The following is a 14,410-nucleotide window of genomic DNA, read 5'->3' as shown; positions in this document are numbered from 1 at the left end:
GATGATCCCGCCCTACGCCTTGCGGTGACCTATCAGCCGCGGCTTCGGCTCCAGGCCGTCCAGGCCGTGCCAGGCCAGGTTCACCAGGTGCGCCGCCACCTCCGCCTTCTTCGGCCGGCGCACGTCCAGCCACCACTGCCCGGTCAGCGCCACCATGCCGACCAGCGCCTGGGCGTAGAGCGGGGCGAGCTTCGGATCGAAGCCCCGCGACTTGAACTCGCGGCCCAGGATGTCCTCCACCTGGGTGGCGATGTCGGAGATCAGGGACGCGAAGGACCCCGTGGACTGCGGGATGGGCGAGTCGCGGACCAGGATGCGGAACCCGTCCGTGTACTCCTCGATGTAGTCCAGCAGCGCGAACGCCGCCTGCTCGCACAGCTCACGCGGATGGCCGGCGGTCAGCGAACTGGTGACCATGTCCAGCAGACGGCGCATCTCCCGGTCCACCACCACCGCGTACAGCCCCTCCTTCCCGCCGAAGTGCTCGTACACCACCGGCTTGGACACCCCGGCCTTCGCCGCGATCTCCTCCACCGACGTGCCCTCGAAGCCCTTCGCCGCGAAAAGGGTGCGACCGATCTCCAGCAGCTGCTGGCGGCGCTCGGCACCGGTCATACGGGTCCGGCGGGTCCGCCGCTGCTTGTCGTTGCCTGAAGTGCTGCTGGAGTCGGTCGCCACGGCGTCAATCATGCCGCCTCGGCGGTTTCCCTCCGGCGCCGGGAGCCGCCGTCGTCGGTGTTCCGCCGCGAATCGATACGCGAGCGTGACGGCCAGCGCACGTCATACGCCCAGCCCAGCCGCTCGAACCAGCGGATGAACCGCGCCGAGGAGTCCAGCTGGCCGCGCATCACCCCGTGCCGCGCCGAGGTCGGGTCGGCGTGGTGCAGGTTGTGCCAGGACTCGCCGCAGGACAGGATCGCCAGCCACCACACGTTGCCCGAACGGTCCCGCGACTTGAACGGCCGCTTGCCCACCGCGTGGCAGATCGAGTTGATCGACCACGTCACATGGTGCAACAGCGCCACCCGGACGAGTGAACCCCAGAAGAACGCGGTGAACGCGCCCCACCACGACATCGTCACCAGACCGCCGATCAGCGGCGGCAGCAGCAGCGACACCAGCGTCCACATCACGAACTGCCGGGAGATCGCCCGCATGGCCGGGTCCTTGATCAGATCCGGCGCGTACTTCTCCTGCGGGGTCTGCTCCTCGTCGAACATCCAGCCGATGTGCGCCCACCACAGGCCCTTCATCAGCGCCGGAACCGTCTCCCCGAACCGCCACGGAGAATGCGGATCGCCCTCGGCGTCGGAGAACCTGTGATGCTTGCGGTGATCGGCCACCCACCGCACCAGCGGACCCTCCACCGCCAGCGACCCCATGATCGCCAGCGCGATCCGCAGCGGCCGCTTCGCCTTGAACGAGCCATGGGTGAAGTACCGGTGGAAACCGATCGTGATCCCGTGGCAGCCGAGGAAGTAGAAGAACACCAGCAGGCCCAGATCGAGCCAGCTCACCCCCCATCCCCAGGCCAGCGGCACGGCCGCCACCAGCGCCAGGAACGGCACGGTGATGAAGAGCAGCAGCGTGATCTGCTCGATCGAACGCTTCTGCTCACCGCCCAGCGTGGCGGAAGGAACAGCTGTGTCGGTGGCCTCACGGGCCTCTGCGATCACATCGGAGCTTGAGGTCATACGCGTCCCCTGTGGGGTCGAGAATCGAGTCGGATTGCCGGGGCCGCCGGGACCGGACGGGACTCGACGGTACTTCCCTACGGTTCCGTAACCTACGGCATCGTAAGTATGTCAGCGCGTCATGCTGCGGCAAGAGCCCCAGACCCTGCGCGTCCACATCGCCACCTATCCTTGGAACCGGTCGGACAGCGCGGTCCGCTGAAGTTTCCTTCCCGGACGCCACGGCCCGTATGCGGCGCCCCGCCGCGCGCGGTGGCCGGCCGGGTTCCCCGCCAGCCGAGCTTCAACACTGCAAGGAGCCGCAACCTGTGAGCAGTGCCGACGACCAGACCACCACAACCAGCAGCGAGCTGCGCGCCGACATCCGCCGGCTGGGCGACCTCCTGGGCGAGACCCTCGTCCGGCAGGAGGGCCCCGAACTCCTCGAACTGGTCGAGAAGGTCCGCCGCCTCACCCGCGAGGACGGCGAAGCCGCCGCCGAGCTGCTGCGTGGCACCGAACTGGAGACCGCGGCCAAGCTGGTCCGCGCCTTCTCCACCTACTTCCACCTCGCCAACGTCACCGAGCAGGTGCACCGCGGCCGCGAGCTGCGCGCCCGCCGTGCCGCCGAGGGCGGCCTGCTCTCCCGCACCGCCGACCGGCTCAAGGACGCCGACCCCGAGCACCTGCGCCAGACCGTGCAGAACCTCAACGTCCGCCCGGTCTTCACCGCCCACCCCACCGAGGCCGCCCGCCGGTCCGTCCTCAACAAGCTGCGGCGCATCGCGGCCCTCCTGGACACCCCCGTCTTCGACACCGACCGCCGCCGCCACGACGTCCGCCTCGCCGAGAACATCGACCTCGTCTGGCAGACCGACGAGCTGCGCGTCGTACGCCCCGAACCCGCCGACGAGGCCCGCAACGCCATCTACTACCTGGACGAACTCCACGCCGGCGCCGTCGGCGACGTCCTGGAGGACCTCACCGCGGAACTCGAGCGCGTCGGCGTCAAGCTCCCCGACGACACCCGCCCGCTCACCTTCGGCACCTGGATCGGCGGCGACCGCGACGGCAACCCCAACGTCACCCCCCAGGTCACCTGGGACATCCTCATCCTCCAGCACGAACACGGCATCAACGACGCCCTGGAGACGATCGACGAACTGCGCGGCCTGCTCTCCAACTCCATCCGCTACACCGGAGCCACCCAGGAGCTGCTCGACTCCCTCCAGAAGGACCTGGAGCTGCTCCCCGAGATCAGCCCCCGCTACAAGCGCCTCAACGCCGAGGAGCCCTACCGGCTCAAGGCCACCTGCATCCGGCAGAAGCTGGTCAACACCAAGCAGCGCCTCGCCAAGGGCACCCCGCACGAGGACGGCCGCGACTACCTCGGCACCGCCGAGCTGCTGAACGACCTGCGGATCATCCAGGCCTCCCTGCGCGAACACCGCGGCGGTCTGTTCGCCGACGGCCGCCTGGCCCGCACCATCCGCACCCTGGGCGCCTTCGGCCTCCAGCTCGCCACCATGGACGTCCGCGAACACGCCGACGCCCACCACCACGCCCTCGGCCAGCTCTTCGACCGGCTCGGCGAGGAGTCCTGGCGCTACGCCGACATGCCCCGCGAGTACCGGGCCAAGCTCCTCGCCAAGGAACTGCGCTCCAGAAGGCCGCTCGCCCCCACCCCGGCCCCCGTCGACGCCGCCGGACAGAAGACCCTCGGCGTCTTCCAGACGGTCAGGAAGGCCCTGGAGGTCTTCGGCCCCGAGGTCATCGAGTCCTACATCATCTCCATGTGCCAGGGCGCCGACGACGTCTTCGCCGCCACCGTCCTCGCCCGCGAGGCCGGCCTGATCGACCTGCACGCCGGCTGGGCGAAGATCGGCATCGTCCCGCTGCTGGAGACCACCGACGAGCTGAAGGCCGCCGACACCATCCTGGAGGACATGCTCTCCGACCCGTCCTACCGGCGCCTGGTCGCGCTGCGCGGCGACGTCCAGGAGGTCATGCTCGGCTACTCCGACTCCTCCAAGTTCGGCGGCATCACCACCAGCCAGTGGGAGATCCACCGCGCCCAGCGCCGGCTGCGCGACGTCGCCCACCGCTACGGCGTCCGGCTGCGCCTCTTCCACGGCCGCGGCGGCACCGTCGGCCGCGGCGGCGGCCCCTCCCACGACGCCATCCTCGCCCAGCCCTGGGGCACCCTGGAGGGCGAGATCAAGGTCACCGAGCAGGGCGAGGTCATCTCCGACAAGTACCTCATCCCCTCCCTCGCCCGGGAGAACCTGGAACTGACGGTCGCGGCCACCCTGCAGGCCTCCGCCCTGCACACCGCCCCCCGCCAGTCCGACGAGGCCCTCGCCCGCTGGGACGCGGCCATGGACGTCGTCTCCGACGCCGCCCACGCCGCCTACCGCCGCCTGGTCGAGGACCCGGACCTGCCGACGTACTTCCTCGCCTCGACACCGGTCGACCAGCTCGCCGACCTGCACCTGGGCTCCCGGCCCTCCCGCCGCCCCGGCTCCGGCGTCTCGCTCGACGGCCTGCGCGCCATCCCCTGGGTGTTCGGCTGGACCCAGTCCCGGCAGATCGTCCCCGGCTGGTTCGGCGTCGGCTCCGGCCTGAAGGCCCTGCGCGAGGCCGGCCTGGACACCGTCCTCGACGAGATGCACCAGGAGTGGCACTTCTTCCGCAACTTCATCTCCAACGTCGAGATGACCCTCGCCAAGACGGACCTGCGGATCGCCCGGCACTACGTCGACACCCTCGTCCCCGACGAGCTCAAGCACGTCTTCGACACCATCGAGGCCGAACACGAGCTGACCGTCGCCGAGGTTCTGAAGGTCACCGGCGAGAAGGAGCTGCTGGACGCCCAGCCCGTCCTCAAGCAGACCTTCGCCATCCGCGACGCCTACCTGGACCCCATCTCCTACCTCCAGGTCGCCCTGCTCAAGCGCCAGCGCGAAGCGGTCGCGGCCGGCGTCGACCCCGACCCGCTGCTCTCGCGCGCCCTGCTCCTCACCGTCAACGGCGTGGCGGCGGGCCTGCGCAACACCGGCTGACCAGCCGCCGACCAGCGCGAGAAGAGGGTGCCCCCGAGGCCGTACGACCCCGGGGGCACCCCCTTTTTCTTTCTGCTCGGCTCACTGCACCGCCACGAACGCCGCCGTCAGCAGCCCCGCACCGGCCAGCCCCAGCAGCCACGCCGGCCGCGTCAGCCGCATCCCGCCCGCGACCACCACCGACGCCAGCAGCAGCGCCCCGCCCAGCGGCAGCCACGCCAGCAGGATCCCCGCCGGACCGGAGCGCACCGCCTCCCCGGTGCCGGGCTTCAGCACCACCTCGTACACCGCCCCCGCGCGCACCGCCACGGACGAGTCCAGCTCCACGTGCGCGCGAGTCCGCGCCCCCGCCGACGACGGCGTGAACGGCCCCGTACAGGTGTCCCCGGCACACCGCGTCACCCGCACCGTGCCGGACTCACGCCCCTTCGCCAGCATCACGTGCTGTGCGGTCCCCCAGGAACCCCACACCCCGGCGAACAGGATCAGCGCGGCGAGCGCGCCCATCACGGCGATCCGGCCGAACCGCAGCGCGGTCCCGGACGCCTGACGAGCGGTACTGGCGGTGGCAGGCATGGCCGGGATCATTGGCCATACCCCTACGAGCGGTCAACTCCGGTGGGCGGCCTGGGCGGACAAGTCACGAGTTGTACGACGCCCCGCCCACCCGGAGGACATCCTCACGAGTTGTAGGCGCCCTGCGCCCGTTCCAGCCCCTCGGTCACCAGAGACTCCACCGCGTCCGCCGCACGGTCCACGAACCAGTCCAGCTCCTTGCGCTCCGCCGACGAGAAGTCCTTCAGCACGAAATCCGCCACCTGCATCCGCCCCGGCGGCCGGCCGATCCCGAACCGCACCCGGTGGTAATCCGGCCCCATCGCCTTCGTCATCGACTTCAGACCGTTGTGCCCGTTGTCCCCGCCGCCCAGCTTCAGCCGCAGCGTGCCGTAGTCGATGTCCAGCTCGTCATGGACCGCCACGATGTTCCCCACCGGAACCTTGTAGAAATCCCGCAGCGCGTTCACCGGACCACCGGACAGATTCATGAACGACATCGGCTTCACCAGGATCACCCGACGGCTCGCCGGCCCGGCCGGACCGATCCGGCCCTCCAGCACCTGCGCCTGCGCCTTGCCCGCCCGCTTGAACTTCCCCCCGATCCGCTCCGCGAGCAGATCCGCCACCATGAAACCGACATTGTGCCGGTTCATCGCGTACTCCGGCCCCGGATTGCCGAGCCCGGCGATCAGCCAAGGGGCACTGGCGGGAGTGGTCACGTCCATCTCTCCTCGAATACGCGCCAGCCGCTGCCCCCCACGGGAACAGCGGCTGACGAAACGACGACTACGAGGCTCAGGCCTCGGCAGCCTCTTCACCCTCGGCGGACTCGCCCTCGGTCTCCTCGGCCTGAGCGGCCAGGACCTGCAGCACGACCGCGTCCTCCTCGACGGCCAGCGTGGTGCCGGACGGCAGGGTGATGTCCTTGGCGAGGACGGAGGCACCGGCCTCCAGACCCTCGATGGACACGGTGACCGACTCGGGGATGTGCGTGGCCTCGGTCTCGACCGGCAGCGCGTCCAGGACGTGCTCCAGCAGGTTGCCACCCGGGGCCAGCTCGCCCTCGGTGTGCACCGGGATCTCGACCTGGACCTTCTCGCCACGCTTGACCAGCAGCAGGTCCACGTGCTCCAGGAAGCCCTTCAGCGGGTCACGCTGCACGGCCTTCGGAATCGCCAGCTCGTTGGTCTTGCCGTCGATGTCCAGCGAGATCAGGACGTTCGGCGTACGCAGCGCCAGCAGCAGCTCGTGACCCGGCAGGGTCAGGTGCACCGGCTCGGTGCCGTGCCCGTACAGAACGACCGGCACCTTGTTGTCACGGCGGATACGACGGGCCGCACCCTTACCGAACTCGGTACGGGACTCGGCGGCGAGCTTCACCTCGGACATATCAATCACTCCTCGTAGGAACTCGGAACGGACGTGGTCACCCGGCCACGAACGGCCTGCTACGAAGAGCGCGTCGATAACGGACCACCGTATTCGCAGAACGCGAGTACGGCCTCCCTCGCCGAGCAACTCCAGCAGTCTACTCGGAGGGGGAGGCCGTACCCAAAAGGATCACCCGCTAGCCCGCACCACGGACCAGCAGAAACCTCACTGCTCGTCGAACAGGCTCGTCACCGAACCATCCTCGAACACCTCACGCACCGCACTCGCGATCGTCGGAGCGATCGACAGCACCGTGATCTTGTCCAGATCCCGGCCCAGCTCCGCCGGCGTCGGCAGCGTGTTCGTGAACACGAACTCACTCACCCGCGAGTTCTTCAGCCGGTCCGCCGCCGGACCCGACAGCACACCGTGCGTCGCCGTCACGATGACATCCTCCGCACCGTGCGCGAACAGCGCGTCCGCCGCGGCACAGATCGTGCCACCGGTGTCGATCATGTCGTCCACCAGCACACACACGCGACCCTTGACCTCGCCCACGACCTCGTGGACCGTCACCTGGTTCGCCACGTCCTTGTCGCGCCGCTTGTGCACGATCGCCAGCGGCGCACCGAGCCGGTCACACCACCGGTCCGCCACCCGCACCCGGCCCGCGTCCGGAGACACGACCGTCAGCTTGTCCCGGTCCACCTTCTTGCCCACGTAGTCCGCCAGCAGCGGCAGCGCGAACAGGTGATCCACCGGACCGTCGAAGAAGCCCTGGATCTGATCCGTGTGCAGATCCACCGTCAGCAGCCGGTCGGCACCCGCCGTCTTCATCAGATCCGCGATCAGACGCGCCGAAATCGGTTCACGACCCCGGTGCTTCTTGTCCTGCCGCGCGTAACCGTAGAACGGCACGATGACGGTGATCGACCGCGCCGAAGCACGCTTCAGCGCATCGATCATGATGAGCTGCTCCATGATCCACTGGTTGATCGGAGCCGTGTGGCTCTGGATCACGAAGCAGTCCGCACCACGCGCCGACTCCTGGTAACGGACGTAGATCTCCCCGTTCGCGAAGTCGAAGGCCTTCGTCGGGACGACCCCGACACCCAGCTGCTGGGCGACCTCCTCGGCAAGCTCGGGGTGGGCGCGGCCGGAGAAGAACATCAACTTCTTCTCGCCGGTCGTCTTGATCCCGGTCACAGCACAGTCTCCTCAGAGGTTGTCTCAGCCAGCCGGCTGCTCGGCGACCTCTCGGCTGGGCAGGAGAGGCCGAATCAGCTGGTAAGGGTGCGGGGTGCACATGTGCGGATGTGCACTTATCACGGTACGCCGACTTTGGCGCACACGTTTCCGGTCAGTCCTCGCTCTCGCCCCGCCGGGACACCGCCTCGGCCGCCTTCGCCGCCGCGCTCCCCGGCCGCTTCCGGGCCACCCAACCCTCGATATTCCGCTGCTGACCACGGGCCACGGCCAGCGAACCCGGCGGCACATCCTTCGTGATCACCGACCCGGCGGCGGTGTACGCACCGTCCCCGACCGTGACAGGAGCCACAAACATGTTGTCCGAACCCGTCCGGCAGTGCGACCCGATCGTCGTGTGATGCTTGTCCTGACCGTCGTAGTTCACGAACACGCTCGCCGCGCCGATGTTCGTGTACTCACCGATCGTCGCGTCCCCGACATACGACAGGTGAGGCACCTTCGTGCCCTCCCCGATCGACGCGTTCTTCGTCTCCACGTACGTCCCGATCTTGCCCTTCGCACCCAGCCGGGTACCAGGACGCAGATACGCGTACGGCCCCACACTCGCCCCCGCGCCGATCCGCGCCCCGTCGGACACCGTGTTGTCCACCCGCGCCCCCGCACCCACGTGCGTGTCCTTCAGCCGGCTGTTCGGCCCGACCTCGGCACCCTCGCCCAGATGCGTGGACCCGGTCAGCTGCGTACCCGGAAGCACCACCGCGTCCCGCTCGAACGTCACGGTCACATCCACCCACGTGGTGGCCGGGTCGACCACCGTCACCCCGTCCAGCATCGCCCGCGTCAGCAGCCGGTCGTTCAGGATCCGGCGCGCCTCGGCCAGCTGCACCCGGTTGTTGATGCCCGCGATCTCCCGGTGGTCCTCCGCGACCGACGCGCCCACCCGGTGCCCGGCGTCCCGCAGGATCCCGAGCACGTCCGTCAGGTACTCCTCGCCCTGGCTGTTGTCCGTGCGCACCTTCTTCAGCGCGTCCGCCAGCAGCTGCCCGTCGAACGCGAACACACCGCTGTTGATCTCCCGGATCGACCGCTGGGCGTCGGACGCGTCCTTGTGCTCCACGATCGCCGTGACGGCACCCGTCGCCTCGTCCCGCACGATCCGGCCGTAACCGGTCGCGTCCGGCACCTCGGCCGTCAGCACGGTCACGGCGTTGCCGTCCGCGTGGTGCGTCTCGGTGAGCCGCCGCAGCGTCTCGGCGGTCAGCAGCGGAGTGTCCCCGCACACCACGACGACGGTGCCGTCCACGGCACCGCCCAGCTCCTCCAGGCCCATCCGCACGGCGTGCCCGGTGCCGTTCTGCTCCGCCTGCACGGCGGTCCTGGTGTCCGGGTCGATTCCGGCGAGGTGGGCGGTGACCTGCTCGCGGGCGTGGCCGACCACGACGACGAGGTTCTGGGGGGTCAGCGCGCGGGCGGCGGCCAGCACATGGCCGACGAGGGAGCGGCCGCAGATCTCGTGCAGGACCTTGGGTGTGGCCGACTTCATACGGGTGCCCTCACCCGCTGCGAGAACGACGACGGCTGCCGGGCGGATGGCACTCACGGGGTTGCCCTTCGGCTGGGGGTGGGTGGGTGACAGCCGCAGGATACCGGGGGGAGGGGTGGGGGATATGGGGGCGGGCCCTGACGGTGGTGTCAGGGCCCGCGCCGAGCAGCTCCGCCAGCTGGACTCGAACCAGCACTACAGGGATTCAAAGTCCCGCGGGCTACCGATTACCCCATGGCGGATGGCTGCGTCAGACCTTACCGGAGGGGAGCCGCGTGGTGATCCCTGCCGTTGCATCCACCATGCCCGTCCACCAGCCCTCGATGCGACGGTACAGATCGGCGCTTTGCCGTACGACGATGACCAAGCATCCCCGATAGCTCTCCCCGGTGTTCTTGCGCACCGTCTTCGGGTTGTGCCGCTTGAGGGTGGTTTTTCCGAAGCGGTCGAGACCGACGCCGACGAGGCCGGCCCAGTACTTCTCGGCGCCTTCCACGTCGGCCGACTCGTGAATCATCAGCCGGTAACTCACGTGGTCCCGTTGCACTCGCACCAGATCGAGCCAGGCCAGGAACAAGCGGATCATATTGGGGTCGCTGTTGACGAAGACGACTCGTTCCCGGCGGGCGTGCGGTTTGTCCTTCGCGCCCTCGGCCCAGTACAGCGCGACACCGGCGAGGAACAGTTCGCGGTCGGAGAGCGCACCGATCTCTTCCCTTGCCGCCCTCTTGGTCTCGCGCCGTTCCTCGTCGCGGACCGCCAGCTCGTGTTCCCACCTCTTCCGTGACGCGAGCTTCGCCTGCTCGGCCGGGTCGCGTCCCTCCGGATTCGGCAGATCCCGTACCCACAGCGAGATCGAGCCCTTGGAGCACCCCAGCTCCAGCTGGATCCGGTCGTACGTCCAGCCCTGGAGGCGCAGCTCCCTCGCACGGTCCCGTAGGTCGTCCTTGGCGTTCGGGCGCTTTGTCCACGCGGGTGGCGGCTCGCCTTCCAGGAGGCGGTTGAGGATGTCGTTGTTGTCGACGTGCAGCCGGTCGCGGATCTGGCGTCGGCTCAGCCCTTCCCGCCGCAGCGCCACCGCCCGCTCCCGCAGTCCCTCGAAGTCGGCGTATTTGCCGTGTGTCTGTGCCATGGGCATACCGTCCGGCCGGAATGGGAGGTTCCGGGGTCGAACGGGAAAGGTTCACCAGTTCGAGGGATAGGGGGAGGTTTCGATGTCGTTCGGTTACGGAGTGTGGTGTGTGGAGGTAGGTGAAAGTCACCGGAAATGCCGCACCCGTCGCCCGTAGGCTGGAGGCATGACCACGACGGGGGAAGAGCACGCCAGGGCCTTGACCGGGCCATGGTGGTGGGCGAGGCGGCGCAGCGCGGTGCTCGACGGGGGTCTCGCGCTGCTGTCCGCCGTGGAGTGTGCCGCGGAGGGGGTGCCGTTCGCCCGGGAGGCGGGGGTCCCGGTGTCCGTGGGCGTGGTGTTCGGGCTGATCGCCGGTGCGGTGCTGTTGGTGCGGCGGAAGTGGCCGATCGCCGTGGTGCTGGTGGCGATCGCGGTGACGCCGGCCGAGATGGGCTTCCTGATGGGCGTCGTCGGCCTGTACACGCTGGCGTCGTGCGAGCTGCCGCGCCGGGTGATCGGGGCGTTGTCGGGGATGTCGTTGCTGGGCACGGCGGTGGTGACGTTCGTGCGGGTGCGGCAGGACATGGCGCGTGGTGATCTCACGCTGGGTGACTGGTTCCTGCCGTTCGCCGCGGTGACGACGTCGCTGGGGCTGACGGCTCCGCCGGTGCTGCTGGGGTTGTACGTGGGGGCGCGGCGGCGGTTGATGGAGAGTCTGCGGGAGCGGGCGGATTCGTTGGAGCGGGAGCTTCAGCTGCTCGCGGAGCGGGCGGAGGAGCGGGCCGAGTGGGCGCGTAACGAGGAGCGGACGCGGATCGCGCGGGAGATGCACGACGTGGTGGCGCACCGGGTGAGTCTGATGGTGGTGCACGCGGCGGCGTTGCAGGCGGTGGCGCGGAAGGATCCGGAGAAGGCGGTGCGGAACGCGGCTCTGGTGGGGGACATGGGGCGGCAGGCGTTGACGGAGTTGCGGGAGATGCTGGGGGTGCTGCGGGCGGGTGGGGACGCGGTGCGTCGTCCGTCGGGGGTGCCGTTGGCGGCGGTGGGGGAGGCGGCACAGGCCGCGGCGTCGCGGGCGGCGGAGTCTCGTGCGGCGGTCGAGGCGGGGGCGGTGGAGGGGCCGTGTCTGTCGGAGCTGGAGGAGCTGGTCGGGCAGTCGGCCGCCGCGGGGATGGTGGTGGACCTGTCGGTGGAGGGGGAGGCGCGGTCGTATCCGGCGGAGGTGGAGCAGACGGCGTACCGGGTGGTGCAGGAGGCGTTGACGAACGTCCACAAGCACGCGGCGGGCGCGAAGACGTATGTGCGGTTGGCGCATCGGGTGTCGGAGATCGCGATGCAGGTGGAGAACGAGCCGCCGCCGGAGCCGGCGTCGGCCTCGGCGGCGGGGTTGCCGTCGGGCGGTAACGGCCTGGTGGGGATGCGGGAGCGGGTCGTGGCGCTGGGTGGTGTGTTCGTTTCGGGGCCGACGGACGCGGGTGGGTTCCGGGTGTCGGCGGTGATTCCGGCGGCGTGAGCCCGTGGGGTGTCCGTCCGGGGGTCAGCCGGCGGTGAGGCGTACGGGCTGGATGCCGGTGATGAGGGTGGTCAGGGCGTGGTCGATGTCGGGGCCGGTGTACCAGTCGCCGGTGTGGTCGATGGTGTAGACGCGGCCTTCGGCGTCGATGGCGAGGAGGGCGGCGGTGCCGGTGTCCTCCCCGAGGGGGCACAGCTGGGTGCCGAGGGCGTGGCCGAGGTCGCCGAGGGTGCGGGCGAGGTGGAGGCCGTGCAGGGGGTCGAGGTGGAGGGTGGCGGGGGCGATCTGGCGGCCGGGGCCGGTGGGGGTGATGGTGAGGCCGCCGAATTCGGCCCAGGCTTCGACGGCGGCGGGGAAGACGGTGTGCCGGTGTCCGGCGGGTGAGGTGTGGGTGCGCAGGGCGTCGGCCCAGATCTCGGCTTGTTTGATGTCCCAGCGTCCGGGTTGCCAGCCGGCGGCGCGCAGGGCGGCGTCGACGGGTACGGGGAAGCGCGTGGTGGAGGTGCGGTCGGGGTGCATCTGCCGTTCGTTCGTCGAGCTTGCCGGGTGGGTGGGGGTGGGGTCAGCCGTCGGTGGGGGTGGGGTCGACGATGCGGACGCCGAAGTGGGCGCTGAGGGCGGTGCAGGCGCGGCAGGGGGTGGCGAAGCGGCCGTGCAGGGGGTCGCCGTCCTCGCGTATGCGGCGGGTGGTGAGTTTGGCGTGTTTGAGGGCTTTGCGGGCCTCGCCGTTGGTCATGGGTCTGCGGGAGGCGCGTTTGCTGCGGGCGGCGTCGGCGGTGGTGAGGTGCCGGGAGATGAGGATGGTCTCGGCGCAGCGGCCGGTGAAGCGGTCGCGTTGGGCGCTGGTGAGGGTGTCGAGGAAGTCCTGGACGAGGGGGTGCAGGGCGGGGGGCTGGTCGCCGCGGGCGGCGGTGCAGGTGAGGGTGGTGCCGCGGACGGAGAGGGCGGCGGCGATGGCGGGCAGGATGCCGTCGCGGCGGTGCCGGAGGGTGGGGGTGGGGGGTGTTTCGGTGCCGCTCCAGTCGATGCGAGGGTCGCCGGCCCGCACGTCGGCACCTCCGGTCTGCAAGGTCGTCATGATCGTTGTCCCTCCCCTGGGGCATCCCCCCGAAGGACTTAGGGTGCCAAATGCCGTGGCTGGTGGGGAAGCTGGGGCGGTGTGACACGTCTGGTGCGGGGCGGGGTGTGACGGTGGGGTGACGGCTGGTCACGGCGGTGGGTGCGGGTGTGGCCGTGGGCGGGTGCGGGGTGTGGGCGGGGTGGCGGCGGGCCGGTGACCGGGGTGGGTGTTCCGCATAGGCTGGGCGGCATCCGCGATCGACACCGCCGTTTACGGCCAGAGAGAACGCCGCAGGGGGCATCCGCCATGACGACAGGTCGGCTCGGGCAGCGAGCCGTGCCGCCGAACGCGGCCTACGCCGGGCAGGTCGTGCATTTCCCGGATCCGGTCCGGGCGGCTCGTCACCCGAGGGGGGTACGGGTCGATGAGCGGGGTTACCCGGATTTCTCGCCGTACGCGCGTGTGGCGGTGGAGATCGCCGAGCCGCCGGAGGGTTTCGGGGTCGATGAACTGCGGCTGACGGATTATGTGTCGGCGAACGCGGCGCTGGCGGCGGCGGGGCACGAGTTGTGGGACACGGTGCCGAATGTGGCGACGCCGCACGGCTGGACGTGGCATCACGTGGCGGGCACGCGGCGGCTGGAGCTGATCCCGGTCGAGGTGAAGGCGTTGCTGAGGCATCACGGCGGGGTGGCGACGGCGGTGGTGGACCATGCCAAGCGTGGGACGCGGCCGTTGCAGGAGTCGCGGCCGGCGCACTTCGGGCTGCCGAAGTCGGGTGTGGCGGTGCCGGAGGCGCAGGTGCAGGGGATCGAGGAGGACCTGGGTTACCGGTTGCCGGGTGCCTATCGTTCGTTCCTGAAGGCGGCGGGCGGTTGTGCGCCGGTCGGCGCGGCGCTGGACGCCGGGCTGGGGCTGCTGGTGGACCAGCCGTTCTTCACGGTGCGGGACGAGGCCGCGGTCAACGACCTGGTGTACGTGAACAAGTGTCTGCGCGACCATCTGACGAAGGATTACCTCGGGGTGGGGTTCGTGCAGGGCGGGCTGCTCGCGGTGAAGGTGAAGGGCGAGCGGGTCGGTTCGGTGTGGTTCTGCGCGTACGACGATGTGCGGGACGTGGATCCGTCGTGGTCGCCGGCGGAGCGGGTGGAGCGTCTGCTGCTGCCGTGCGGTGACGATTTCGACGCGTTCTTGTCCCGGTTGGCCGGCAATCCGCCGGAGTTGGAGACGGTGGCCGGTCTGATGGTGGACGGCGGCTTCGTCCGGGTCGTCCCGGTGTCTTCCGGCCCGGTGGGGGAGTGAGCTGC

At 70.0% G+C, this 14,410-nt stretch carries 13 protein-coding genes and 1 tRNA gene; 3 read left to right on the top strand and 11 right to left on the bottom strand.

Annotation, left to right across the window (positions count from 1 at the left end):
- Window positions 1-12: 12 nt before the first annotated feature.
- Together HB370_RS17335 and HB370_RS17330 are read right to left on the bottom strand one after the other, a co-directional pair.
- Complete coding sequence (locus HB370_RS17335) at window positions 13-690, bottom strand: TetR/AcrR family transcriptional regulator (RefSeq protein ID WP_030778996.1); 678 nt, start codon at window positions 688-690, stop codon at window positions 13-15.
- On the bottom strand, window positions 687-1,694 hold the full coding sequence (locus HB370_RS17330) for an acyl-CoA desaturase (protein ID WP_030778994.1): 1,008 nt from the start codon (window positions 1,692-1,694) through the stop codon (window positions 687-689). Before HB370_RS17330 ends, HB370_RS17335 begins: the two co-directional genes overlap by 4 nt.
- 308 nt (window positions 1,695-2,002) lie before the next feature.
- Between HB370_RS17330 and ppc the strand changes: the two genes are divergently transcribed.
- Window positions 2,003-4,735, top strand: a complete 2,733-nt coding sequence (ppc, locus tag HB370_RS17325) for a phosphoenolpyruvate carboxylase (RefSeq protein WP_030778991.1) — start codon at window positions 2,003-2,005, stop codon at window positions 4,733-4,735.
- Between the two features lie 81 nt (window positions 4,736-4,816).
- On the opposite strand, the gene HB370_RS17320 is transcribed toward ppc, so the two are convergent.
- From HB370_RS17320 to HB370_RS17290, 7 genes are all read right to left on the bottom strand, one after another.
- Window positions 4,817-5,311: a hypothetical protein gene (locus HB370_RS17320; protein ID WP_244405543.1), complete on the bottom strand. Its 495-nt coding sequence runs from the start codon at window positions 5,309-5,311 to the stop codon at window positions 4,817-4,819.
- 104 nt (window positions 5,312-5,415) lie between these two features.
- Window positions 5,416-6,018: an aminoacyl-tRNA hydrolase gene (gene pth / locus HB370_RS17315; RefSeq protein WP_030778987.1), complete on the bottom strand. Its 603-nt coding sequence runs from the start codon at window positions 6,016-6,018 to the stop codon at window positions 5,416-5,418.
- A 70-nt stretch (window positions 6,019-6,088) separates the two neighbouring features.
- A complete protein-coding gene (locus HB370_RS17310; protein WP_030778985.1) occupies window positions 6,089-6,682 on the bottom strand; it encodes a 50S ribosomal protein L25/general stress protein Ctc in 594 nt (197 codons plus the stop codon).
- A 207-nt stretch (window positions 6,683-6,889) separates the two neighbouring features.
- On the bottom strand, window positions 6,890-7,870 hold the full coding sequence (locus tag HB370_RS17305) for a ribose-phosphate diphosphokinase (RefSeq protein WP_030616084.1): 981 nt from the start codon (window positions 7,868-7,870) through the stop codon (window positions 6,890-6,892).
- 154 nt (window positions 7,871-8,024) lie between these two features.
- Window positions 8,025-9,473, bottom strand: coding sequence for a bifunctional UDP-N-acetylglucosamine diphosphorylase/glucosamine-1-phosphate N-acetyltransferase GlmU (gene glmU, locus HB370_RS17300; protein WP_078637428.1), 1,449 nt, complete (start codon window positions 9,471-9,473; stop codon window positions 8,025-8,027).
- Between the two features lie 112 nt (window positions 9,474-9,585).
- Window positions 9,586-9,658 (bottom strand) — tRNA-Gln (locus HB370_RS17295).
- 8 nt (window positions 9,659-9,666) lie between these two features.
- A complete protein-coding gene (locus HB370_RS17290) occupies window positions 9,667-10,548 on the bottom strand; it encodes a hypothetical protein (RefSeq protein ID WP_030794931.1) in 882 nt (293 codons plus the stop codon).
- A gap of 166 nt (window positions 10,549-10,714) precedes the next feature.
- On the opposite strand from HB370_RS17290, the gene HB370_RS17285 reads away from it, so the two are divergent.
- Window positions 10,715-12,043, top strand: a complete 1,329-nt coding sequence (locus HB370_RS17285; RefSeq protein ID WP_030794930.1) for a histidine kinase — start codon at window positions 10,715-10,717, stop codon at window positions 12,041-12,043.
- Between the two features lie 24 nt (window positions 12,044-12,067).
- Here HB370_RS17285 and HB370_RS17280 read toward each other — a convergent pair whose 3' ends face one another.
- On the bottom strand, window positions 12,068-12,562 hold the full coding sequence (locus HB370_RS17280) for an SUKH-3 domain-containing protein (RefSeq protein ID WP_030794927.1): 495 nt from the start codon (window positions 12,560-12,562) through the stop codon (window positions 12,068-12,070).
- Window positions 12,563-12,605: 43 nt separating this feature from the next.
- Entirely contained in the window at window positions 12,606-13,121 is a 516-nt protein-coding gene (locus HB370_RS17275) for a YwqJ-related putative deaminase (RefSeq protein WP_030794923.1), read from the bottom strand.
- Between the two features lie 288 nt (window positions 13,122-13,409).
- On the opposite strand from HB370_RS17275, the gene HB370_RS17270 reads away from it, so the two are divergent.
- Window positions 13,410-14,405 carry an SMI1/KNR4 family protein gene (locus tag HB370_RS17270; protein WP_030794920.1) on the top strand — a complete coding sequence of 332 codons (996 nt, stop codon included), beginning with the start codon at window positions 13,410-13,412 and terminating at the stop codon, window positions 14,403-14,405.
- The last annotated feature ends 5 nt before the right edge of the window (window positions 14,406-14,410 follow it).

It is taken from the genome of Streptomyces sp. DSM 40868, assembly GCF_011820545.1.
Lineage (GTDB): Bacteria > Actinomycetota > Actinomycetes > Streptomycetales > Streptomycetaceae > Streptomyces > Streptomyces eurythermus.
This window is presented reverse-complemented; position numbering and strand designations above follow the sequence as displayed.